The 19,899-nt window shown below is 66.0% G+C and carries 19 protein-coding genes and 1 pseudogene; 7 read left to right on the top strand and 13 right to left on the bottom strand.

Translation table 11 applies throughout. From position 1 onward, the window contains the following. From ABSF49_RS12775 to ABSF49_RS12765, 3 genes are all read right to left on the bottom strand, one after another. Positions 1-616: sugar kinase (locus tag ABSF49_RS12775; protein WP_424113031.1), on the bottom strand; the 616-nt coding region annotated here is incomplete at its 3' end. Between the two features lies 1 nt (position 617). Next, positions 618-1,289 (bottom strand): bifunctional 4-hydroxy-2-oxoglutarate aldolase/2-dehydro-3-deoxy-phosphogluconate aldolase, encoded by a 672-nt coding sequence (locus ABSF49_RS12770; protein WP_424113030.1) that lies wholly within the window; start codon positions 1,287-1,289, stop codon positions 618-620. A gap of 45 nt (positions 1,290-1,334) precedes the next feature. After that, positions 1,335-1,952 carry a LysE family translocator gene (locus ABSF49_RS12765; RefSeq protein ID WP_424113029.1) on the bottom strand — a complete coding sequence of 206 codons (618 nt, stop codon included), beginning with the start codon at positions 1,950-1,952 and terminating at the stop codon, positions 1,335-1,337. Positions 1,953-2,219: 267 nt separating this feature from the next. Between ABSF49_RS12765 and ABSF49_RS12760 the strand changes: the two genes are divergently transcribed. The 3 genes from ABSF49_RS12760 to ABSF49_RS12750 all read left to right on the top strand — a co-directional run bounded on the left by ABSF49_RS12760 (position 2,220) and on the right by ABSF49_RS12750 (position 4,987). After that, positions 2,220-2,489: a twin-arginine translocation signal domain-containing protein gene (locus tag ABSF49_RS12760; protein WP_424113028.1), complete on the top strand. Its 270-nt coding sequence runs from the start codon at positions 2,220-2,222 to the stop codon at positions 2,487-2,489. Between the two features lie 177 nt (positions 2,490-2,666). After that, a complete protein-coding gene (gene glgA, locus ABSF49_RS12755; protein ID WP_424113027.1) occupies positions 2,667-4,340 on the top strand; it encodes a glycogen synthase GlgA in 1,674 nt (557 codons plus the stop codon). 164 nt (positions 4,341-4,504) lie between these two features. Beyond that, the gene (locus ABSF49_RS12750; protein ID WP_424113026.1) at positions 4,505-4,987 is read left to right on the top strand and encodes a hypothetical protein; all 483 of its coding nucleotides are present in this window, start codon (positions 4,505-4,507) and stop codon (positions 4,985-4,987) included. Between the two features lie 160 nt (positions 4,988-5,147). Here the strand turns inward: ABSF49_RS12750 and ABSF49_RS12745 are convergent, their stop codons facing one another. From ABSF49_RS12745 to ABSF49_RS12730, 4 genes are all read right to left on the bottom strand, one after another. Continuing rightward, positions 5,148-6,317 carry an iron-containing alcohol dehydrogenase gene (locus ABSF49_RS12745; RefSeq protein ID WP_424113025.1) on the bottom strand — a complete coding sequence of 390 codons (1,170 nt, stop codon included), beginning with the start codon at positions 6,315-6,317 and terminating at the stop codon, positions 5,148-5,150. Further along, entirely contained in the window at positions 6,304-7,380 is a 1,077-nt protein-coding gene (locus ABSF49_RS12740) for a LacI family DNA-binding transcriptional regulator (protein ID WP_424113024.1), read from the bottom strand. The genes ABSF49_RS12745 and ABSF49_RS12740 overlap by 14 nt, the downstream gene beginning before the upstream one ends. 96 nt (positions 7,381-7,476) lie before the next feature. Continuing rightward, positions 7,477-8,622: an amidohydrolase gene (locus tag ABSF49_RS12735; RefSeq protein WP_424113023.1), complete on the bottom strand. Its 1,146-nt coding sequence runs from the start codon at positions 8,620-8,622 to the stop codon at positions 7,477-7,479. A gap of 225 nt (positions 8,623-8,847) precedes the next feature. After that, complete coding sequence (locus ABSF49_RS12730) at positions 8,848-9,456, bottom strand: NADPH-dependent FMN reductase (protein ID WP_424113022.1); 609 nt, start codon at positions 9,454-9,456, stop codon at positions 8,848-8,850. Between the two features lie 561 nt (positions 9,457-10,017). Between ABSF49_RS12730 and ABSF49_RS12725 the strand changes: the two genes are divergently transcribed. From ABSF49_RS12725 to ABSF49_RS12715, 3 genes are all read left to right on the top strand, one after another. Further along, positions 10,018-10,257 (top strand): BON domain-containing protein, encoded by a 240-nt coding sequence (locus tag ABSF49_RS12725; protein WP_424113021.1) that lies wholly within the window; start codon positions 10,018-10,020, stop codon positions 10,255-10,257. 477 nt (positions 10,258-10,734) lie between these two features. Then, positions 10,735-11,256, top strand: coding sequence for a GFA family protein (locus ABSF49_RS12720; protein WP_424113020.1), 522 nt, complete (start codon positions 10,735-10,737; stop codon positions 11,254-11,256). Positions 11,257-11,528: 272 nt separating this feature from the next. Next, the gene (locus ABSF49_RS12715; RefSeq protein ID WP_424113019.1) at positions 11,529-12,035 is read left to right on the top strand and encodes a BA14K family protein; all 507 of its coding nucleotides are present in this window, start codon (positions 11,529-11,531) and stop codon (positions 12,033-12,035) included. 284 nt (positions 12,036-12,319) lie between these two features. Here the strand turns inward: ABSF49_RS12715 and mgrA are convergent, their stop codons facing one another. Further along, a complete protein-coding gene (mgrA, locus tag ABSF49_RS12710) occupies positions 12,320-13,345 on the bottom strand; it encodes an L-glyceraldehyde 3-phosphate reductase (protein ID WP_424113018.1) in 1,026 nt (341 codons plus the stop codon). Between the two features lie 491 nt (positions 13,346-13,836). Here mgrA and ABSF49_RS12705 point away from each other — a divergent pair, with 491 nt between their 5' ends. Beyond that, on the top strand, positions 13,837-14,121 hold the full coding sequence (locus ABSF49_RS12705; protein ID WP_424113017.1) for a hypothetical protein: 285 nt from the start codon (positions 13,837-13,839) through the stop codon (positions 14,119-14,121). A 688-nt stretch (positions 14,122-14,809) separates the two neighbouring features. Here the strand turns inward: ABSF49_RS12705 and ABSF49_RS12700 are convergent. The 5 genes and pseudogenes from ABSF49_RS12700 to ABSF49_RS12680 form a co-directional block, all read right to left on the bottom strand. Beyond that, positions 14,810-15,034, bottom strand: a pseudogene (locus tag ABSF49_RS12700) (DUF2442 domain-containing protein); the annotation flags it as partial. Then, positions 15,009-15,176: a DUF4160 domain-containing protein gene (locus tag ABSF49_RS12695; RefSeq protein ID WP_424113016.1), complete on the bottom strand. Its 168-nt coding sequence runs from the start codon at positions 15,174-15,176 to the stop codon at positions 15,009-15,011. The pseudogene ABSF49_RS12700 and the gene ABSF49_RS12695, both read right to left, overlap by 26 nt. A 386-nt stretch (positions 15,177-15,562) precedes the next feature. After that, positions 15,563-16,135 (bottom strand): hypothetical protein, encoded by a 573-nt coding sequence (locus tag ABSF49_RS12690; RefSeq protein ID WP_424113015.1) that lies wholly within the window; start codon positions 16,133-16,135, stop codon positions 15,563-15,565. A gap of 162 nt (positions 16,136-16,297) precedes the next feature. Further along, entirely contained in the window at positions 16,298-16,795 is a 498-nt protein-coding gene (locus tag ABSF49_RS12685) for a hypothetical protein (protein WP_424113014.1), read from the bottom strand. Between the two features lie 93 nt (positions 16,796-16,888). Further along, on the bottom strand, positions 16,889-19,899 hold a 3,011-nt coding region (locus tag ABSF49_RS12680; RefSeq protein WP_424113013.1), incomplete at its 5' end, for a vitamin B12-dependent ribonucleotide reductase.

The following is a 19,899-nucleotide window of genomic DNA, read 5'->3' as shown; positions in this document are numbered from 1 at the left end:
GTGCGCCGGCCTGTCCGCCCTGGCTCTTCCAAAGGGAGGCGCGATAATTTAGGTCGTAGGAGACGATGGTTCCGTATTTGTGCGCCGCTTCCACCGCTTCGATGACGGCTTCGGCGGTGTTGCTGGCCAGCGCGGCGAAGATGCCGCCGGTGTGGAACCAGCGCACGCCTTCTTCGCCAAACAGCTTCTCCCAGTTCACTTCGCCCGGCTTGATCTGCGAGGCGGCCGAATGACCGCGGTCCGAGCAGCCGAGCGCCGCGCGCACCCCAAAACCCTTCTCGGTGAAGTTGAGGCCGACGCGGGTGTTGCGGCCGAGGCCATCGAATTCGCGCCAGATCACATGCGACACATCGACGCCGCCCTGCATCATCAAGTCTTCGACCAGCCAGCCGAGATCGTTGACCGGCAGCGCGGTGACGACCGTCGAACGCTTGCCCCAGCACTTGCGCATCGCGCGCGCGACATTGTATTCGCCGCCGCCTTCCCACACCTGGAACGAGCGGGCGTTGCGCACCCGGCCGAAGCCGGGGTCGAAGCGCAGCATCACCTCGCCGAACGAGGCGCAGTCCCACTTCGTCTCCGCGGCCGGGCGGATCTTGAGGATTTCGTCGGCCATCTCACTTCCCCCGGATCTTGCGGATCAGCGCGATCGTTTCGCGCACCTTGTTCTCGACGCCGGCATAGTCCTTGGCGGCGAGCAATTCCTTGGTGATCAGGTTCGAGCCGATGCCGACGCAGGCGACGCCGGCCTTGAACCATTGGGTCAGCGATTCCTCGGTGGCGTCGACGCCGCCGGTCGGCATGATGCGCGTCCAAGGGCAAGGCCCCAGCATCGCCTTGACGAAGTCCGGGCCGCCGACCGAGCCGCCGGGAAACACCTTGACGATCTCGCAGCCGAGTTCTTCCGCGTAGCCGATCTCGCTCGCCGAGCCGCAGCCCGGGCTGTAGGGGATCTTGCGGCGGTTGCACAGCTTGGCGACGTCGGGATTGGTCAGCGGGCCGACGACGAACTTGGCCCCGTTGGCGATGAAGATTCCGGCCGTTGGCGCGTCGACCACCGAGCCGACCCCCATGATCACGCTCGGATCGGCCTTGGCGAAATGGCGCGTCACCTCGAAGAACACATGCGCGGCGAATTCGCCGCGATTGGTGAACTCGATGCATTTGGCGCCGCCATTGGCGCAGGCCTGGATGACCTTCTTACAAACCTCGACGTCGGGATGATAGAAGACCGGGATCACCCCCTGGTCGATCATCGCCGACAGAACAGTCATACGGTCGACGGTCATTGCTTGCTTCTCCTCTTCATCGGCGCCTGACCTCGGCCGACCGCTTCATCGCGCCGCGATCGCCACCGCCACGCCGGCGATGACGCCGGCGGCGGCGCGCTGGACGTAGCGCATCGCCCTGGACGAACGCAGCAGAGCGCGCGCGCGGTCGGCGGCGAGCGCATACGCGCCGAGCGTCGTCGACAGGATCACGACGGCAATCGCCGCGATCGTCGCGATGATCGTCGGCGTCAAAGCGTTGAGATCGACGACCAGCGGCATGATCGACAGAAAGAAGACGATCACCTTCGGGTTGCCGAGCGTCAGCGATAGCGACCCGGAAAAGGCGCGCCAGCCGCGCGTCGCCTGCGGCGGCGCTTCCGTCTTGCTCCCGGCGGCGAAGGAAGAGCGCGCCATACCCCAGGCGATGGTGATCAGATAGGCGGCGCCGGCGAGCCTGAGCGCGACAAAGGCGCCGGCGAACAGGTGGGCGATCGCGGCGAGACCGGTGGCGGCGATGGCGAGCCAGATCAGGTCGCCGACGACATAGCCGAGGATGAACGGCGCGACGCCGGTCAGGCCGTGGCCGAGCACCCGCGCCACCAGCGCCGCCACGCCCGGCCCGGGCGTCGCCACGGCGGCGAAATAGACCGCCGCGAACAGCAGCAGCGACGAAATCGACACACGCGCCTCCTCCGGACGGCCCGCCCCGCCGCTCGGCTCACGACGGGCATGAACACCGGCGCCGCGTCGCCGGTCAAGCGCCAAAGCGCCGCTGGCATGTTAGTGCTGACCAGCGCCAAACCGCAAGGCGCGCGGCTACCGTTCGCTGCGCCGCACAAACAAGCAGACGTGCGGCTTTAAGCCGCGTCGCGTTCCGATCGCCGCGGGTCTAGGCGAGTTATGGGCGGGAATGCGCTTTTGCATCCCCGCAAACGAATGAGACGCTCCATGAGCGATACCAAGGATGCGCGCTCCATGACGCTCTCCCGTCGCGCTTTGTTGAGCGCTTGCGGCGTCGCCCCGGCGCTTCTGGCCGCCAGCGCCTTCGCCGCCCCGCCGAAGGTGTCCCAGGCTTCCGTCGGCTTCCTCGACGCGCCGCGCGGCGACAAGCAATGCGGCAATTGCCGGCTGTTCCGGACGCCGTCGTCGTGCCTCGACGTTCAGGGCCCGATCGGCGAGCATTGCAGCTGCCGCATTTGGCTGCCGAATCTCGCCTGAACGGCGAAGTCGGGAGCGAGTTTCAAGCCGCCAGCGCAGGGCGCGCTGGCGGGAGATTTATTGTGACGCGATCATTCCCGCCGACGCGTCGTTTTCTCTCACATCGGGCAACCGACCATTAACCCTGTTCTTACGGTTGATCTTTAGCTTGCGACGCAGTTGCCGTTGCGAGAGCCCATGCCCGTTCAGACCGCCGCCAACCTCGTCCGACTCCACCGCGAGTCAGACGTTCCGACAGCGCCGGCGGCGAGGCCCGACGTCCCCGCCAAGGCGCTGTTCGTCACCCCGGAATCCACCGACTTTCTCCAGGCGGGGGGGCTTGGCGAAGTCTCGGCGGCGCTGCCGCGCGCGCTGCGCCCCGGTTGCGACGCGCGCGTGCTCATCCCCGCTTATCGTCCGGCGCTGCGCGACGTGGCGGCGATCGACATCGTCGCCCATCTGCCGGGCGCCGGCGCGATCCCGCCCTGCTCGATCGGCGCGCTGACCCTGCCGGACGGGCTCGTCGTCTATCTCGTCTTGTGCTCCGAACTCTACGACCGCGATGGCTCGCCCTACGCCGATTCCGCCGGCAATGAATTCACCGACAACGCAGTCCGCTTCGCGCGGCTGAGCCTCGCCGCCGCCGAACTGACGATGCGCGGCCTGAACGGCTGGCGGCCCGACGTCCTCCATCTCAACGACTGGCCGACCGCGCTCGCCGCCGGCTACCTGCGCTGGCGCGGCGGCAAGACCCCAACCGTTGCGACGATCCACAATCTCGCCCACCAGGGCCAGTTCGACGCGTCGCGGCTCGACGACCTCGCCATTCCCAAGTCGGCGTTTCGCCTCGACGGCGTCGAGTTCTATGGCCGCATCTCGTTCCTCAAGGCGGGGATCGTCTACGCGGACCATGTCACCACCGTCTGCGCGACCTACGCCGAGGAGATCGCCCGCCCCGAGTTCGGTTGCGGCCTCAACGGCTTGCTCGCCGAGCGGGCGAACCAGGGCCGGCTGACCGGCATCCGCAACGGCGTCGACGCGGGCTGGGACCCGCGCGCCGACAAGCGCAATCCCTATCGCTTCGACGCGCACCGATGGAAGGAGCGCTATGCCGACTACGTGCGCGGCGCCTTCGGCCTCAGCCTTTCCGCCGGGCCGTTGTTCGCCTTCGTCGCGCGGCTCGTCCACCAAAAGGGCTTCGACCTGGTGCTCGAGGCGAGCGAGACGATCGTCGCGCGCGGCGGTCAGATCGTTATCGTCGGGCGCGGCGAACCGGAGTACGAACGCGGGGCGGCTGAGCTCGCGCGCCGTTATCCGCACGCGATCGGCGCGCGCATCGGCTTCGACGCCGAAGAGGCGCGCGCCGTTTTCGCCGGCGCCGATTTCCTGTTGATGCCGTCGCGCTACGAGCCGTGCGGCCTCAGCCAAATGTACGCGCAGCGGTTCGGCGCCTTGCCGATTGGCCATCGCACCGGCGGCCTGGCGGAGACGATCGAGGCGGGCCGCACCGGCTTCCTGTTCGACCGGCTCGACATCGCGGCGTTCGACGACGCGATCGACGACGCCTTCGCCGTGTTCGAAGCCCCGCTCGAACTTCAGGCGATGCGCCGCGCGGCGATGGCCAAGGATTTCGGTTGGGCGGAATCGGCTTCGGCCTATGCGTCCCTCTATCGCAGGCTCGGCGAAGCGCGCCGCGAAAAGCCCGCGCCCGAGCCGGCGAAGCCGGCGCCCCGCCCCGCGGCGAAACGCCCAGCGCCGCGCGCCGTCGACCAGGAATTCGCCGCCGCCGCGTCGCGTTCAGACGCGCGCGCGCTGCAAAGACTCGCAGCGGCCGCCGCCGTTTCGATCGGGCGGCGAACGCCGCGCGGTTGAGCAAAGGCCGCCGACCCCGCCTACGCGCCGCGCAATCTGCCGGCGAACCTGGCGCCCATCCGCGTCGCGGCGATGACGGCGGAGGAGGCGCGCTGGCCCGGTCGCCGCACCATCCCGTAAGCTCGCAGCGAGCGCCAAACGGCGTCGGGACGAAGGGGGCGAATTTGGCGACGGTCACGCTGGCGAGGCTGCGCGCGGCGCCGTTCGGAATGATCGCGCTGCTGGCGCTCGCCGCTGCGCTCTATGTCGCGCTGCTCGTCGCCAGCGCCGCGCCGCTCGAAGGCGGCGAAACGGCCTATTCGCAGGCGTGGGGCGCGCTGCTGCTGACTTTCTGGCTGTGGGTCGTTCTGGCGCTGGCGCTCGCCGTCGGCGCGGTCATGGGACGCATGCCGCGCGGCGCGGGAATCGCCGCACTGCTGCTGCACCCGATCTCCGGCGTCGCCGCCTTCGTCGCGCTCGACGCGGTCTCGCGCCATATCCAAGGCGCGCTTGGAATCGTCGCGTTGCTGCCGCCTCTGATCGCGTTCTACGCCTTGTGGACGCGCCTGCCGTCGCTGCGCGCCAGCGCGCCGGCGGGCGTCGTCAGCGCCGCCGTCTGGGGCGCCGTCGCGCTCCTCTCCGCCGCCGCCTTCGCGACCGGTTTTTGAGGCGCGGCGCGGTCGGCGCGCGCGACGACGGCGACGCCGGCTCGGTCGCGCTGATGTTGTCGGGAAGGCGCGCTCGCCGATCGCGCCTCCCTCTTGTTCCCCGCCGCCGGGCCCGACCATCCAGGCGACGCCGATTCCGTCGGCGCCGCGTTCGATGGCCCTAAGCCGCCAGTCGCAGAACCGCCGCCACCTCCGACCGATCGAGCTTGACGAAGTTGCCGACGGTGTGGACGTCGCCGTCCGTGCACTTGTCGGCCATCTCGTCGATGCGATCGCCGCGGACTCCGAGGCCGTCGAGCGTCGTCGCAAGGCCGAGCGACTGGTAGAACGCCTCCATCCGCGCGATGCCCTGCCGCGCTGTCGCCTCGCGATCGAAGATGTCCAGCTCGACATTCCACACCCTGACCGCCCATTGCACGAAGCGGTCGAGGTCGTGGCGCAGCACGTGCTTCATCCAGGCCGGGAACACCACGGCGAGGCCGGCGCCGTGCGCGACGTCGTAGATGCCGCTGATCTCGTGTTCGATGTCGTGCGAAGCCCAGTCGCCGATGCGGCCGGTGTTGAGCAGGTTGTTATGGGCGAGCGTGCCCGCCCACATGAACTCCGACCACGCGTCGTAGTCCTTGGGGTTCTTCTGGAGCTTCGGGGCCTCGGCGATGATCGTCTTCATCGTCGCCTCGATCAGGCGGTCGGTGAAGGCGACGTGCGGCACGTTGGTGAAGTAGCGCTCCATCAGGTGCGCCATGATGTCCATCGCGCCGCAGGCCATCTGGAACGGCGGCAGGCTGAAGCACTGCTCGGGGTTCAGGATCGAGAAGCGGGGGTAGATCAGGTCGGAGTTGACCGCGCGCTTCAACGCCCCTTCCTCCTTGGTGACGACCGTGCCGGTGCTGGCCTCGCTGCCGGCGGCGGGAATGGTCAGCACCACGCCGACCGGCAACGCTGAAGTCGGCGCGCCGCGGCCGAGGTAGAAGTCCCACACGTCGTGATCGATGACCGCGCCCATCGCGATCGCCTTGGCCGAGTCGATCACGCTGCCGCCGCCGACCGCGAGGACGAGGCCGAGCTTCTCCTGCTTGCACAGCCGCACGCCTTCGTGGACGAGACCGAGGCGTGGGTTCGGCTTGACCCCGCCGAGTTCGACCCACTCGACCCCGGCCGCGCGCAGCGAGGCCTTCACGCGGTCGAGCAGGCCCGAAGCGCGCGCGCTGCCGCCGCCGAAATGCAGCAGGATCCGCTTGGAATAGGCCGCGGCCTCGGCGCCGACCTGATTCTCGGTCCCGCGCCCGAACACAATCTTGGTCGGATTGCGGAATTCAAAGTTCTGCATGGTTCGCTCCTCGATAGGACTCGGTGTGGAAGATTTCTGGGTCGAGCGTGGTGCCGCGCAGGATCAGCCGCGGCTTCATCACCACGGTCTTACGGCGCGGCTTTTCGGCGCCGATGAGCCGCAACAGCAACTCGGCGCTCGCCGCCCCCATCTCTCGCGCCGGCTGAGCTACGGTCGACAGCGGCGGATCGAGCAGGCGAGCGAATGGGATGTCGTCGTAGCCCATCACCTCGACCTCGCCCGGAACGGACACGCCCCCCTGCCGCAACGCCTTCAGCGCTCCGAGCGCCATCATGTCGTTGGCGGCGAACACCGCATTGAAGGGTGGCGCTCGCCCGGCGCGGCGACTGCGGATCCGTTCGGTCGTCAGCTGGCAGCCGCGCTCGAGCGTGAAGTCGCCGTCGAGCGTCGTCAGACGGCCGCCGTCGAGCCCCCATTCGCGCGCGAGCGCCTCCACGCTTTCGCGGCGGTCGACCGACTGCGAGACGTCGGGCGGGCCGCTGATGAAGACGAGCCGACGGTCCGGCCGTCGGAACAGGAACGCCATCGCCTCCCGCACGCCGTGGCCGTTGTCGAGGAACACGCCGTGGCGCTGCGCCCGCCTGCCGATCACGCAGTCGAGCAGCACGACCGGAATGCCTTCGCGTTCGAGCAACCGAACCTGCGCCTCCGCCTCGAAGCCGACCGAGTCGAGGATGACGCCGTCGACCCGCTTGTCGATCAGCACCCGGATGTAGTCCCCCTGCTTGGCGGCGTCGCTGCCGGTGTTGCAGAGAAACAGGCTGTAGCCGGCGTCGCTCAGCGCCTGTTCCGCTCCGCTGACCAGCAACGGGTGGAAGGGGTTGGTCACGTCGGGGACGATCAACCCGACCGAGCGGCTTTCGCCGGTCGCGAGGCCGCGCGCCATCGCCGACGGCTGAAACCCGGTCGTTTCGAGGATCGCGCGAATGCGCGCGCGCGTCTCCGCGCCGACGCCTTCGGCGCGGTCGTTCAGCACGCGCGACACGGTCGCCTTGGAAACCCCGGCGCGGGCGGCGATATCGGCGATGGTCAGCTTGCCCACAGCGGTCCCGCGAAAGAAACCGGTTTACGAAACCGGTTTCTTCTGTTTACACAATCGTGCCCCGACGTGCAAGCGCGATCGCGACGACGGCGCCGTTCAGCCGAGCGCGTCGCGCGCGACGCGCATCAGCACGCGCGCCGCGACGGGAACGAGTTCGTCGGGGAAATCGTAGTCGGCGTTGTGCAGGCTCGGGTGGCTCTCGCCGGCGCCGAGCAGGAACATCGCCGACGGCGCCTCGGCGGAGAAGCGGCCGAAATCCTCGGAGGGGCGCATCGGCAGGCCAACCCGCCACTTCACGCCCTCGGCGCCGAGCGCGCCCACGACTTTCTCCACCGCCGGCGGCGCGTTGACGGCAGAATCGAAGGCGTCGCGATAGGCGATCTCGACGTCGAGCCCGTCGGCGCTCGCCGCGTCGCGAATGAGGGTCTCGGCGCGTTCGACCAGCGACGCCATCGCCGCGTCGGTGACCGTGCGCAGCGTCGCCCACAACTCGCCGCGGCCCGGCGCGACGCCGAACGAATGCGCGCCCATTTCGACATGGGTGATCGTGACCAGGCTGTAGCCCTCGTCGATCATCCCGCCGCGCCCGAGCGCAGTCAGCTCCGGCATCAGCCGCGCCAGCGCGCGCATCGGCGAGACGCCGGCTTCGGGCGAAGACGCGTGCGCGGTCTTGCCATTGAAGATTGCGCGCAGGCCGCGCGAGGCGCAGGCGGCCGGTCCGTTGGCGATCGACGCCTCGGCCCGCGGCATCCCCGGCATGTTGTGCCAGGCGAAAACGAAATCGGGCTGGATCGAGGCGAAATTCGGATCGACGATCACCGCCTCGGCGCCCTCGCCGGTCTCTTCCGCCGGCTGGAACAGCAGGACGACGCGCCCCCGCTTCGGCCGCTTGCGCGACAGGCCGAGGGCGAGCGCGGCGAGCGACGCCATATGGCCGTCGTGGCCGCACAGATGCGCCTTGCCGAGCGTCCGCGAGCGGTACGGAGCGGCGGACACCTCGTCGATCGGCAGCGCGTCGAGCTCGGCGCGGAACATCAGGCACGGCCCGGTCGCCGCGCCGTCGTAGACCGCGGCGAGCCCGTGTCCGCCGAGATTTTCGATCACCCGATCGGGCCGCGTCCGCTCCAGGAAGGCGCGCACGGCCCGCGCGGTCTCGCGCTCCTCGCCGGAAAGCTCCGGGCGCTCGTGCAGCTGGCGGCGAAAGGCGACAAGCTCGGCCGTATCCGAGTCGGAAAGAAACATAGCAAAATCCTCGACGCCGCCGATGTCGCGCTCAAGCGGACGCGATCGCCAGCGCGAACGCGGCGGCCAGACCAGTGTAAGCCCGGTCGGCGGCTGCGCCTACGGCGCCCGTCGTCGCAGCCCCTCGCAGGCGCGGCCGCACATGCGCCTACAGAGCGGCCGCGTCATTTGACGGTCAAATCGCTATCGCCCTGCAAAGGCGGGGGCCAGGCAGAGCGCCTGTTCTCAGGCGGCGGCGACTTTCCCCGCCGCCTTCTCGGCCTCGCGCGCGGCCTTGGTCGCGGCGGCCCACCAGCGCAGATTGTCGAACAGGTCCTTGGTGAAGGGGACGTAGGTCGGCAGGATGTCGTCCCAGGTCTTCTTGCCGAACATCACCGCCATGAAATCGGCGCCGCCGATATGGACGCCGTGACGCACCGAGGCGGCCTGCAACTCGACCATCACGTTGCGAAGGTGCTCCACCGCCCGGACGCCGCCGACCGCGCCGTAGCTCACGTAGGCGACGGCCTTCTTGATGAACGGCTTGTAAGCCCAGTCGATGGCGTTCTTGAGCGCGCCGGGAATCGAGCGGTTGTACTCGGCCGTCACGAAGATGTAGCCGTCGAACTCGGCCAGTTTCGCCTGCCACTTGGCGGCGATTTCGTTCGGCGTCGGCATCCACAGGTCGGACGCCGGCGCGTCGAACAGCGGCAGCGGATAGTCGATCAGATCGACCAGCTCGACGTCGAAATCCCCCGTCTGTTTGGCCAGCTCCGCAATCCATTTCGCCGGCTTGTCGCCCGCGCGCGTCGGCCGAACGCTGCCGACAATCACCGCAATCTTGAGTTTGCTCATGCCTGATCTCCGCCTGATGGATGGAGGCATAAGAGGCTGTTTCGGCCGCGCGCGGCAGCCCTTCATTTGTGATGGGAGCCATCGCGCGGGCCGATAGATGCGCGCGCGACGCGGGCGCGATCCGGTCCGCGACAAAGCGCTCTCAAGGAGTTAAGTGCGTTTTTCCGTCCCAAACGCAGCGGGCGGAATGCGACGCAATGCGACGCGTCGTCAATTCCACCGGCCAGAAGCGGAATTGCGCCGCCGGCGGACCAACGTCACGCGCCGCGCGCGAAGAAGCCGACAACCGCGTGAAGCGAGATTGTACAAACGGACGCCGGTTAGATATACGCTGCGTTATAATGTCGCATGCTCAGTTTAATTCGCTGAAATTTAATTATTCTGCGCGGTTGTCTTGAGTTAGTGCGTGCTGTAATTCTGACTTATAAAGTGCTTCCAGGATGAACGGACTCGATCTGCTAGTCTTGGTACTTGTCAGACAATTGGCTCTAGTCAGACAATTGGTGAAAACCTGAACTGAATCTAGGTCAGGCGAGCGTTAAGCCAGAGGGAGGTTGTGGCATGGCGGATGTCGGCGCTGAAGTCGCAAACGCGCTTCACTGGGATCTCGCGATCCCTCGTCACCGGGTCACCGCAGAGGTGGACGCCGGGGTGGTTACGTTGCATGGAATCGTCGAGCGGCCCTACCAGAGGTCCCACGCCGAGGCGATCGCGCGCCGGGTGTCCGGGGTGACCGGCGTCAAGAACGAAATCGCCGTTCGCGCCGCCGAAGACCTCCGTCAGCCGAGCTTGCATCGCTAGGACATTTTGCTTTTGGATCGAACCGCTCTCCGCCGTCGTCGCGAGCGACCCCCGGATCAAGTCCGGGGGGAAGCGATTCAGACTTAGCAGCCGCCTCAGCAGCCGCCGCAATCCCCAATCTGACGCCGGCAACGGCTCTGTCTCTCCATTCGCGGCCCGCGCAACCACGCGCGTTCGCTGAAGGCGACGACAGCTGCGAGCGCATCGCTTGAAGCCCAGCACGACTGTCGCCCCCGCGAAAGCGGGGGGCCAGTTGAAGCGCGCGATCTCGACCGGTTGCGCCCGGCTCCCGCCTGGATCCCCGCTGGCGCGGGGATGACAGGCAGAGGCGGGAAGCGCCGTCTTTCCTCAGGAAAGCGTCCTTTTCCGAAGCCGAGAGGCGGTCAAGGGGCGAAGGCCGCCTGAGGGCGGCGCGCGACATGGCCCGTCGAGAGACCGGCGTCTCACGACGCCCGATGGCGCGCCCTTGACGGCCGCTTGGCTTCGGAAGTGTTAGCCTCCATGAGATCGACGACGCGGTCAGGCGGCGGCGGAAGCGCTGTGAACGCGAAATCGGATCGACTTGAAGGAGAGCGCCAGATGACGGATGTCACCCGCGTCGAATGCCGCTGCGGTTCCGTCGCCATCGAGATCTCGGCGCCGCCGATCGCGCAGTTCTTTTGCCATTGCGACGATTGTCAGGCCGTCCACGGCGCGGCCTATGCGCCCGAATCCGTATATCCCGCTTGGGCGGTCGAGGTTGTTCGCGGCGAACCCACGTCATGGGCGTTGAAACAAAATCCGCGCTTCACCTGCCGTGACTGCGGAACGCGTCTCTTCATCGACGGGCTGAGACTGGGGCTGCGCGGCGTGAACGGCTATCTCCTGCCGGCGGGAGGCTTTCAGGCCCAGTACCACATGCAATGCCAGTTCGCCGTCCGGCCCGTCCTCGACGACCTCCCGCATTTCAAATCCCGAGCGCCGCAATTCGGCGGCTCGAGCGAGACCGTCGATTGGTAGCCGCCGGCTCTCGTGACGGACCGGACATGGACGGCCGCGGTCGGCCTTGGACCTCAGGGAAGCTCTTTCTCCGCAGCCGAGAGGTCGACGGCGCGGCGCGCGGCGGAATGGCCGTGAAGCCAAACCGGCAAGTAAGCGCCTGTCGCCTTAGTCCGTAGGAATGCAACCCCGTCGTCATTCTGACGAGAACGCTGCCGCTGTGCGTATTTTCCGACGCTGACGGAACTTCGCCGCGCTCCTTACGTTGTGGGGAGAACGGACGGAGGTTCACAATGAGAAACTTTTTATTGGGCGGCGTCGCCGTTGCGAGCGCCTTCACCTTTATGATTTCATCCGCGCCTGCGTCGGCGCAGGGCGGGTGCGGGATCGGTCATGGCTGTGGCAGCTATCGCGCCGCCCACGCCGGGCCGGGTCAGCCTGGATATCAGCGTCACGGCTACGCGCATGGTTACGGGCGAAGCTATGGGAACGGGATCGCCGTCGGCGCCGCAGCCTTGGCTGCCGGGGCGATCATCGGCGGCGCCATGCAACAGAACCAAGGCTACGACTACCCCGCCGATTCTTATCCCGTCTATCCCGATCAAGGCCCAGGCGTCGTCTATTCGGATCAAGGCCCGGGGCCCGTCTATTCGGATCAAGGCCCAGCGTACGGCGACGCCGGCCCGCAGGTGGCCAGCGACGCCGATTCCGTCGCCTACTGCCAACAGACATACCGATCGTACGATCCCGCCAGCGGGACTTATCTCGGCTATGACGGGTTGCGGCACCCTTGCCCCTGAGGGTCATCCCGTTGGAGACCGGCAAAGCGAGCCGGGCCTAGCTCGCGAGGTTAGGTCCGGCCTTTGGCTGCCATGCAAGGCGACGTTTGCGTTCCAGTGACCGCGCCGACTTTGAACGCACGATGATGCCCCTTCTGGCGGAGCCCTTCGACCCCCTCTACGGCGCCACGGCCAGCGCGGCGCGATGGCGCCAACAAGAGGATTGGAGTTGAGGCGCTGTCGCCGTAACCCCCCGAGCGGCTCAGGCCTTGAAGTTCCGGCTGGCGCAGTCGCGCCCGCAAGCTCTATCGCTGCCGCGACTGCGCGCGCCAGAGGTCGACGCCGCCCTCGCCGGCGTGCTGGTCGATGGCCGCGAGCTCCTCGGCCGTGAATGCGAGATTGCCTAGTGCGCCGAGCGAATCGTCGAGCTGCGCCACCGAGCGCGCCCCGATCAGAGCCGAGCTGACGCGGGGATCGCGCAACACCCAGGCGATGGCCATCTGCGCCAGCGACTGGCCGCGGCTTCGGGCGAGGTCGTTGAGGGCGCGCACGCGGGCGAGGTTCTCCGCCGAGAGCATGGCGCTCGCGAACGATCCCTCCTTGGCGGCGCGCGCGTCGGGGGGAACGCCATTGAGATACTTGTGGGTCAGCAGCCCTTGGGCGAGCGGCGAGAAGGCGATGCAGCCGACCCCGAGCTCGCCGAGCGCGTCGAGCAGCCCATCTTCGACCCAGCGATTGAGCATCGAATAGGACGGTTGGTGGATGAGCAGCGGCGCGCCCTCAGCCTGGAGGATGCGCGCCGCGTCGCGCGTGCGCTCGGGGCCATAGGAGGAGATGCCGACATAGAGCGCTTTGCCCTGACGCACCAAGTGGGCGAGCGCGCCCATCGTCTCTTCGAGCGGCGCGTCCGGGGTCGGGCGGTGAGAGTAGAAAATATCCACGTAGTCGAGGCCCATGCGCTTGAGGCTCTGATCGAGCGAAGCGATCAGGTATTTGCGCGATCCGCCGTCGCCATAGGGACCGGGCCACATGTCCCACCCGGCCTTGGAGGAGATGATCATCTGGTCGCGATAGCTCTTGAAGTCCTTCGCCAGGATCAGCCCGAAATTCTCCTCGGCCGAGCCGTAGGGCGGACCGTAGTTGTTGGCGAGGTCGAAGTGAGTGACGCCGCGGTCGAAGGCCCGGCGGACGACGGCGCGGCCGATCTCGAACACGTCGGTCCCGCCGAAGTTCTGCCACAGGCCGAGCGAAATCGGCGGCAGCTTCAAGCCGGAGCGCCCCACGCGACGATATTCGCGGCCGTCGTAGCGAGTCGGTTCAGCAACGTACATCAGAGGTCCTCAGAACTTGAAGTCGGGCCTCGCCGAGGGCCGACCCTGCCTCGAGGGTTAGGCCATGGGAGGCCGCGAATCAATCCGGCGACATGAACGCCGACCGGGCGCTCGAAATCATCGGCATTGGCGAGCAGTGAACGGAAGACGAAATTCACGCCTCCTATGACCATCTGATGAAACGCGGGCATCCCGATCTCGGCGAGTCGGCCTATTTCGCCATGGAATTGAGTGCGGCGCGGGACAAGCTGCTGAAGACCCACCACCGCGAACACGGCCGAGCGTGAAGCGCTAGGCGGAGAGCGTTCGGCAGGGAGCGCCGCCGACCTCAAGGAAACTTCTTTCTCCGAAACCATGAGGCGGAATTGGCGTTGAATGCACTGTCGCCGTACCCCCGTCGATCGCGGCGCTACGACCGCGGGCCGCGATCGTCGCGGTTCATGAATTCGGATAATATCCCTTCGCGCCAGAACAAGCGGAGGAATGCTCCAATGGCCAAGGTCATGGAGCTCTATCAGATGCGACGACAGGTGGAGGACGCCTGCCGAGCGTTCCGATCTCTCGACCGCGAGTTGGCGAAAATCAGCCTCAGGCCCGGCGACTCCGCCGGCCTCGAAGCGGCGATACGGCAAATGGAAGCGGCGATCGACCGCAAAGTCGCGCCGTTCCGCGGCAACCGGTTCGTCGAGCCCTATATCAAGCCGCTGAAAGACAAATATTGCGCGGCGATCCTTGAAAAGGCGGCGGCGGGCAAAGGCGAGCCGGGGGCGTCGTAAATCGCAACATGGGTCTCAACAGCGCGAGCGCGCTTCAAGCGCCGCCTTCGGCGAGGCTTGACCGCTGCGCTCGGATCAGCCGGTCGGTTTTCAAGGCCTTCGACGCCGCAAACCGGCCGCGCGCGGCCGGTTTCGCGCGTCGAAGGCCTTGATCGCGAAACGCCCCAGCGCGCCGACGCAGTCATCCCGAAGGGACCGGAACGAATTGGAGGAGCGCCGTAGGCGCTTAACGGCGGCGGGGCGATGGGGCTCAGCGGGCGAAATCGGCAATTAAGTACATGTCACCGTAATTCCGTAATTCCGACGTAGCCTTTCTTCCGCGCGGCGATCGGTGGTCTTGGCTTGCGGCAGCCCCCTGCGGGGCCACGACGGCGCATGCAGCAGGTTCAAGTACGCCAATCGTCGGAACGCCGTTCGGCTACCTGCGTTTCTTCAGCAACTGGTCTAACGTCTCAAGACCTTCGCGGTTCAGGACCGTCCCGAGTTTCGTGTCCGCGCGGTATCCTTTCGCGACCTCGTCGCCGTACTCTGCTCGCAACGTGCGGACGAGCGTATCGCTCCGCTTTTTGCGGATCTCGCCGTCGCCGTCGCGCATGCGGCCGTCGAGTCCCTTGGGATAACGTTGATTGCTCATCTCAACCTCCGTCACTGAAGTCTTGAGATACGCCCTCTTCCTGGAACGCTCGATCGTCTGGTCCCGCCGCCCTGCCAGTAACCCAGCGATCGAAATGTCCTCATCGATCGCCTCCCAATGCAAGCCGAAACGACCGATCTCGACCGCCTCGCGCTGCTTCTTGCTCGCATTGAGCAAACGGGGAAACCACGCGTAGGGCACACCGAGCGCCCGCCCGTCCGACAATTCGACCCACATCGAATCGTCGTCAAACTTAACTGCCTTCGCCGAAATGTTCATTCCAAGCCCTCTCGATCGCCAGTCTCTGGTCCGACACGATGCGCGCGAGCTCATTTAGTTCGGCGGCATTAAATCCGAAGCTCTCGTCAACGACAACCTCAGGCCTCAACCAGAACTTTGCCTCGTGCTCCCCCCTCCTCACGTGAACATGCGGCGGCTCACGCGGATCGCCCTCGTTGGAAAAGAAGAAGAACCGATAGTATGCGTCGACCGAAACTTTGGCAGCGCCATTCCCGAAATCATTGAGCTTTTCGCGACGGCAGGAACGCGGTTTGGCAGTCGTCTGGAACGCACTTTTGGCAGTAGATGTGGCCGCGGTTCAATTGCTGATGGCGAGCGGCCCCTAGCCTCCCAGGCCTTCAAGGATTTGAGCCTTTTCGGGGTTTCTCGTCACGAATGGTTCCAGCCGTGGAACGTGAACGACCCCGGTGCTTTCTTGACTGATCTTCTTGATCGGACCTTGCTCATGATGGCCGATCGATTCGATCGCGGGTGTGGCTTACGTTCGGACTCGTAACTAGTAGCAAATCAATGATTGGCAATCGCGTGAGCGATTGACGAGCGGACTCTATCGACGACAAACGTCAGCATGAAAAACCAACCAGCCATCATCGTCAGTATAAATATTGAATTTATTACTATTGATTTATCCTCGCTTGGGGCGAACAGTGTATGATTGCTGAAAATACCACTCGATAAATACCAAGTTGTTCCAGCCAGCACAACGATAACCGTCGGCGTGGTATTTTTGAAATACACAGTCGACTTGCGAATAATTATTCGGACAATTGTCAAAACGGTTGCTACGATGCAGACTACGCTTGCTAATGACAACGTCGAAACCATGACGCAAATATCGCGCTCCGAAAAATTTGCTTGGTGTAGCGTTATAATATAGTTGTTATTCATCGGCCATAATCGTAACCATTCCGTGTGGGCCATAATTGCACACCCGTGCGTCGGGATATAGTATGAATTGAAAGCAAGAATAGAGAGACTGACAATTAGCTCAAGAACGAACGTGCGTACAATGAGACGCATCTGACTTTGAAGCGCTGCTTGTTGCTCAACCGTTACTATCGCGTTCGTCTTGGAGGGCATTTATATGTCCACAACTCCAGCGTTACTCCAATGCTCGCGCGGCGTCAGCCGGCGACGTTGTGATCCTTGAATTGTCCGAGCTGCCAATCTTATCACTCAGAGACGGAGGCGCACACATGGTCGGCGCGGTGTTGTCATTTGGCAAGCGCAACGAAAACGACGTCACTCTTGAGGCGCGGGCGACCTCGCCGGCAGGTCGAGTTGTTGTATGTCGGCGCGCCTATAAAAAGTCGCGTAGTGCTTCTTCGGGTCGAGCGCTGGCTGCACCCCCTGCTCTGCTAAGCGCGCCTTCAGCACGCGGGGGTGGACGTGGAGCTGCTCGGACAGTTCGAACAGCGGCACGAAGTCCTGCATGAACGCCGCTAAGTCGGCGCTGGGGATGGCCCGCATGGGACAACGGTTGATGGCGTTGCGCACCGTCACAGTTGTGAAGTGCCCGCCGGTGATCAGCGCCTTGATCACCCGCACCGAGGTATTGAAGCGGCCGACCAGTTCGTGGACGGTCGCCGCGTCGGGCGCCGGCTCGCGGACGAGTTCTTTGATCTCGTCGCCGTTGACCAGCACGGCGGCGTAGCCTTGAGCACTGGCGAGCTTGCCGACCCACTGGAGCTTCTTGTCGAGGATCAGCAAATTCGGCAGACTTTTCAGGCGTGCTGCCAAACCTGCTTTCCGGTTGCTGCCAAAAACCCTTCCTATGCGGCCAAACTTACGGTCGCGTCACAGCATGACAGCGTCGGTCCTTCATCCTTCAGATCACGAGCACCCCGTCGTCCCGCCGCAGGTGTCGCACTTCAGGCAGGTGCCGTTGCGCACCATGGTGAAGTTGCCGCATTCGGGGCAGGCTTCGCCGACGTAGCCTTTCATCCGCGCTTCGGTGCGGCGGTCGACGGCCTTAGCTTCGGCCGAGGCGGCGAAACTCACGCCGCCGATCGATTCGGGCATTTCCTCGAAGCCGCCCTTCAGCGCCGTCGCGCCCTGGACATAGCCGCTCTGGGCGCTCGAGCCGCCGACCGCCTGCAACGCCGGCGCTTCGCCGACGGCGCCGCGGCGCACCAGCATCAGCTTGTCCATCTTCGACCGCATCAGGCCCTTGGAGACGACCGAGCTCGCCGATGGACCGCCGCCGCCGCCGGCGGGCGACTTGCCCTGATCGACGCCGCCGCCGAGCGCGGTATGGCCGATATCCTCGGGCGCGACATGGGCGAGATCGGTGCGCCCGAGATAGGAGATCGCCAGTTCGCGGAACACATAGTCGAGGATCGAGGTCGCGTTCTTGATCGCGTCGTTGCCCTGCACCAGGCCGGCCGGCTCGAAACGGGTGAAGGTGAAGGCCTCGACATATTCCTCGAGCGGCACGCCGTATTGCAGGCCGAGCGAGATGGCGATGGCGAAATTGTTCATCAGCGAGCGGAAGGCGGCGCCTTCCTTGTGCATGTCGATGAAGATTTCGCCGAGCCGGCCGTCCTCGTATTCGCCGGTGTGCAGATAGACCTTGTGGCCGCCGACCACCGCCTTCTGGATGTAGCTCTTGCGGCGGTTGGGCAGTTTCTCGCGTTCGCGCAGGCGCTCGACCCGCTCGACCACGCGCTCGACGATGCGCTCGGCGACCGCGGCGACGCGCGCCGGCGCGTTCTGCGCGACCAGCGTCTCGACCGCGTCGTCGTCCTCGTCGTCGGCCTCGATCAGCTGCGAATTCAGCGGCTGCGACAACTTCGAGCCGTCGCGATAGAGCGCGTTGGCCTTGAGGCCGAGCCGCCAGGACAGCAGATAGGCGTCCTTGCAGTCCTCGACGGTCGCGTCGTTGGGCATGTTGATCGTCTTGGAGATCGCGCCGGAGATGAACGGCTGCGCCGCCGCCATCATGCGGATGTGGCTGTCGACCGAGAGATAGCGCCTGCCGGTGCGGCCGCAGGGATTGGCGCAGTCGAACACCGGCAGGTGCTCGTTCTTCAAATGAGGCGCGCCTTCGAGCGTCATCGCCCCGCAGATGTGGATGTTGGCGGCCTCGATCTCGCTCTTGGCGAAGCCCAGGTGGCTAAGCAGGTCGAAGCCAGACTCTTCAAGCTTTTCAGCCGGGATCTTCAACGTCCCGGTGAGGAAGTCGGCGCCGAGCGTCCACTTGTTGAAGACGAAGCGGATGTCGAAGGCGCCGGCGAGCGCCGCCTCGACCTTGGTCAGAATCGCGTCGGTGAAGCCCTTGGCGCGCAGGCTCGCGGCATTGACGCCGGGCGCCTGGCCGAGCGAAGCGTGGCCGACGGCGTAGGCGACGATCTCGCCGATCTTCGCCTCGGCATAGCCGAGCGCGCGCAACGCCTCGGGCACGGCGCGGTTGATGATCTTGAAATAGCCGCCGCCGGCGAGCTTCTTGAACTTGACCAGGGCGAAGTCGGGCTCGATCCCCGTGGTGTCGCAATCCATCACCAGGCCGATGGTGCCGGTCGGGGCGACCACCGAGACCTGGGCGTTGCGGTAGCCGTGCGCCTCGCCGAGGGAGAGCGCGTCGGCCCAGGCGGCGCGGGCGGCCGCCGAGAGATCGGCCCAGGCGATTGCGGCCTTGTCGAGCGAGGCGTGGTCGAGCGGGGTCGGGGCGACCGAAAGCTGCTCGTAGCCGTCGGCGAGGCCGTCGGCGGCGCGCTTGTGGTTGCGGATGACGCGCAGCATCGCCTTGGCGTTGGGCGCGTGTCCCGGGAAGGCGCCGGTCATGACGGCGGAGAGCGCGCCGCAGATCGCGCGGCCCTCGTCGCTGTCATAGGCGATGCCGCAGCTCATCAGCAGGCCGCCGATGTTGGCGTAGCCGAGGCCGAGCGTGCGGTAGTCGTACGACAGCCGCGCGATCTCCTTGGAGGGGAACTGCGCCATCGCCACCGAAATCTCGAGCGTCAGCGTCCACAGCCTGACCGCATGCTCGTAGGAGGCGACGTCGAAGGTGCGCGTCTCGGGATCGCGGAACGGCAGCAGGTTGAGCGAAGCGAGATTGCACGCCGTGTCGTCGAGGAACATGTATTCCGAGCACGGATTGGAGGCGCGGATCGGCCCCGATTCCGGGCAGGTGTGCCAGTCGTTGATCGTCGTGTGGTACTGCAGGCCGGGGTCGGCGGAGGCCCAGGCGGCGAAGCCGATCTTCTCCCACAGGTCGGCGGCCTTCAGCGTCTTGTGGACCTTGCCGTCGAGGCGGCGCGTCAGGCTCCAGTCGCCGTCGGCCTCGACCGCGTGCAGGAAGGCGTCGGTGACGCGCACCGAATTGTTGGAGTTCTGGCCGGAGACGGTCAGGTACGCCTCCGACTCCCAGTCGGTGTCGTAGGTGTCGAACTCGAGATTCGTATAGCCCTGGCGGGCGAACTGGATGACCCGCTTGATCATGCCGTCGGGCACGTCGTCGCGGCGCGCCAGCTTGACCTCGCGCTTCAGCGCCGGGTTCTTGTCGATGGCGAAGCAATCGTCGCCGGGCCCTTCGCAATTGACGCAGGCCTTGATGATCGCCTTGAGGTGGCGCTTGACCACCTTGGAGCCGGCGACCAGCGAGGCGACCTTCTGCTCTTCCTTGACCTTCCAGTCGATGAAGGCCTCGATGTCGGGATGGTCGACGTCGACGACGACCATCTTGGCGGCGCGGCGCGTCGTGCCGCCCGACTTGATCGCGCCGGCGGCGCGGTCGCCGATCTTGAGGAAGCTCATCAGGCCGGACGAGCGGCCGCCGCCGGAAAGCTTCTCGTGCTCGCCGCGCAGCCGGGAGAAATTCGTGCCGGTGCCGGAGCCGTACTTGA

Origin of the sequence: Roseiarcus sp., from assembly GCF_049514155.1 — a bacterium.
In the GTDB taxonomy this organism is placed as follows: Bacteria; Pseudomonadota; Alphaproteobacteria; order Rhizobiales; family Beijerinckiaceae; genus Roseiarcus.
The sequence above is the reverse complement of the archived record's forward strand: the minus strand, read 5'-3'. Positions and strand labels throughout refer to the sequence as shown.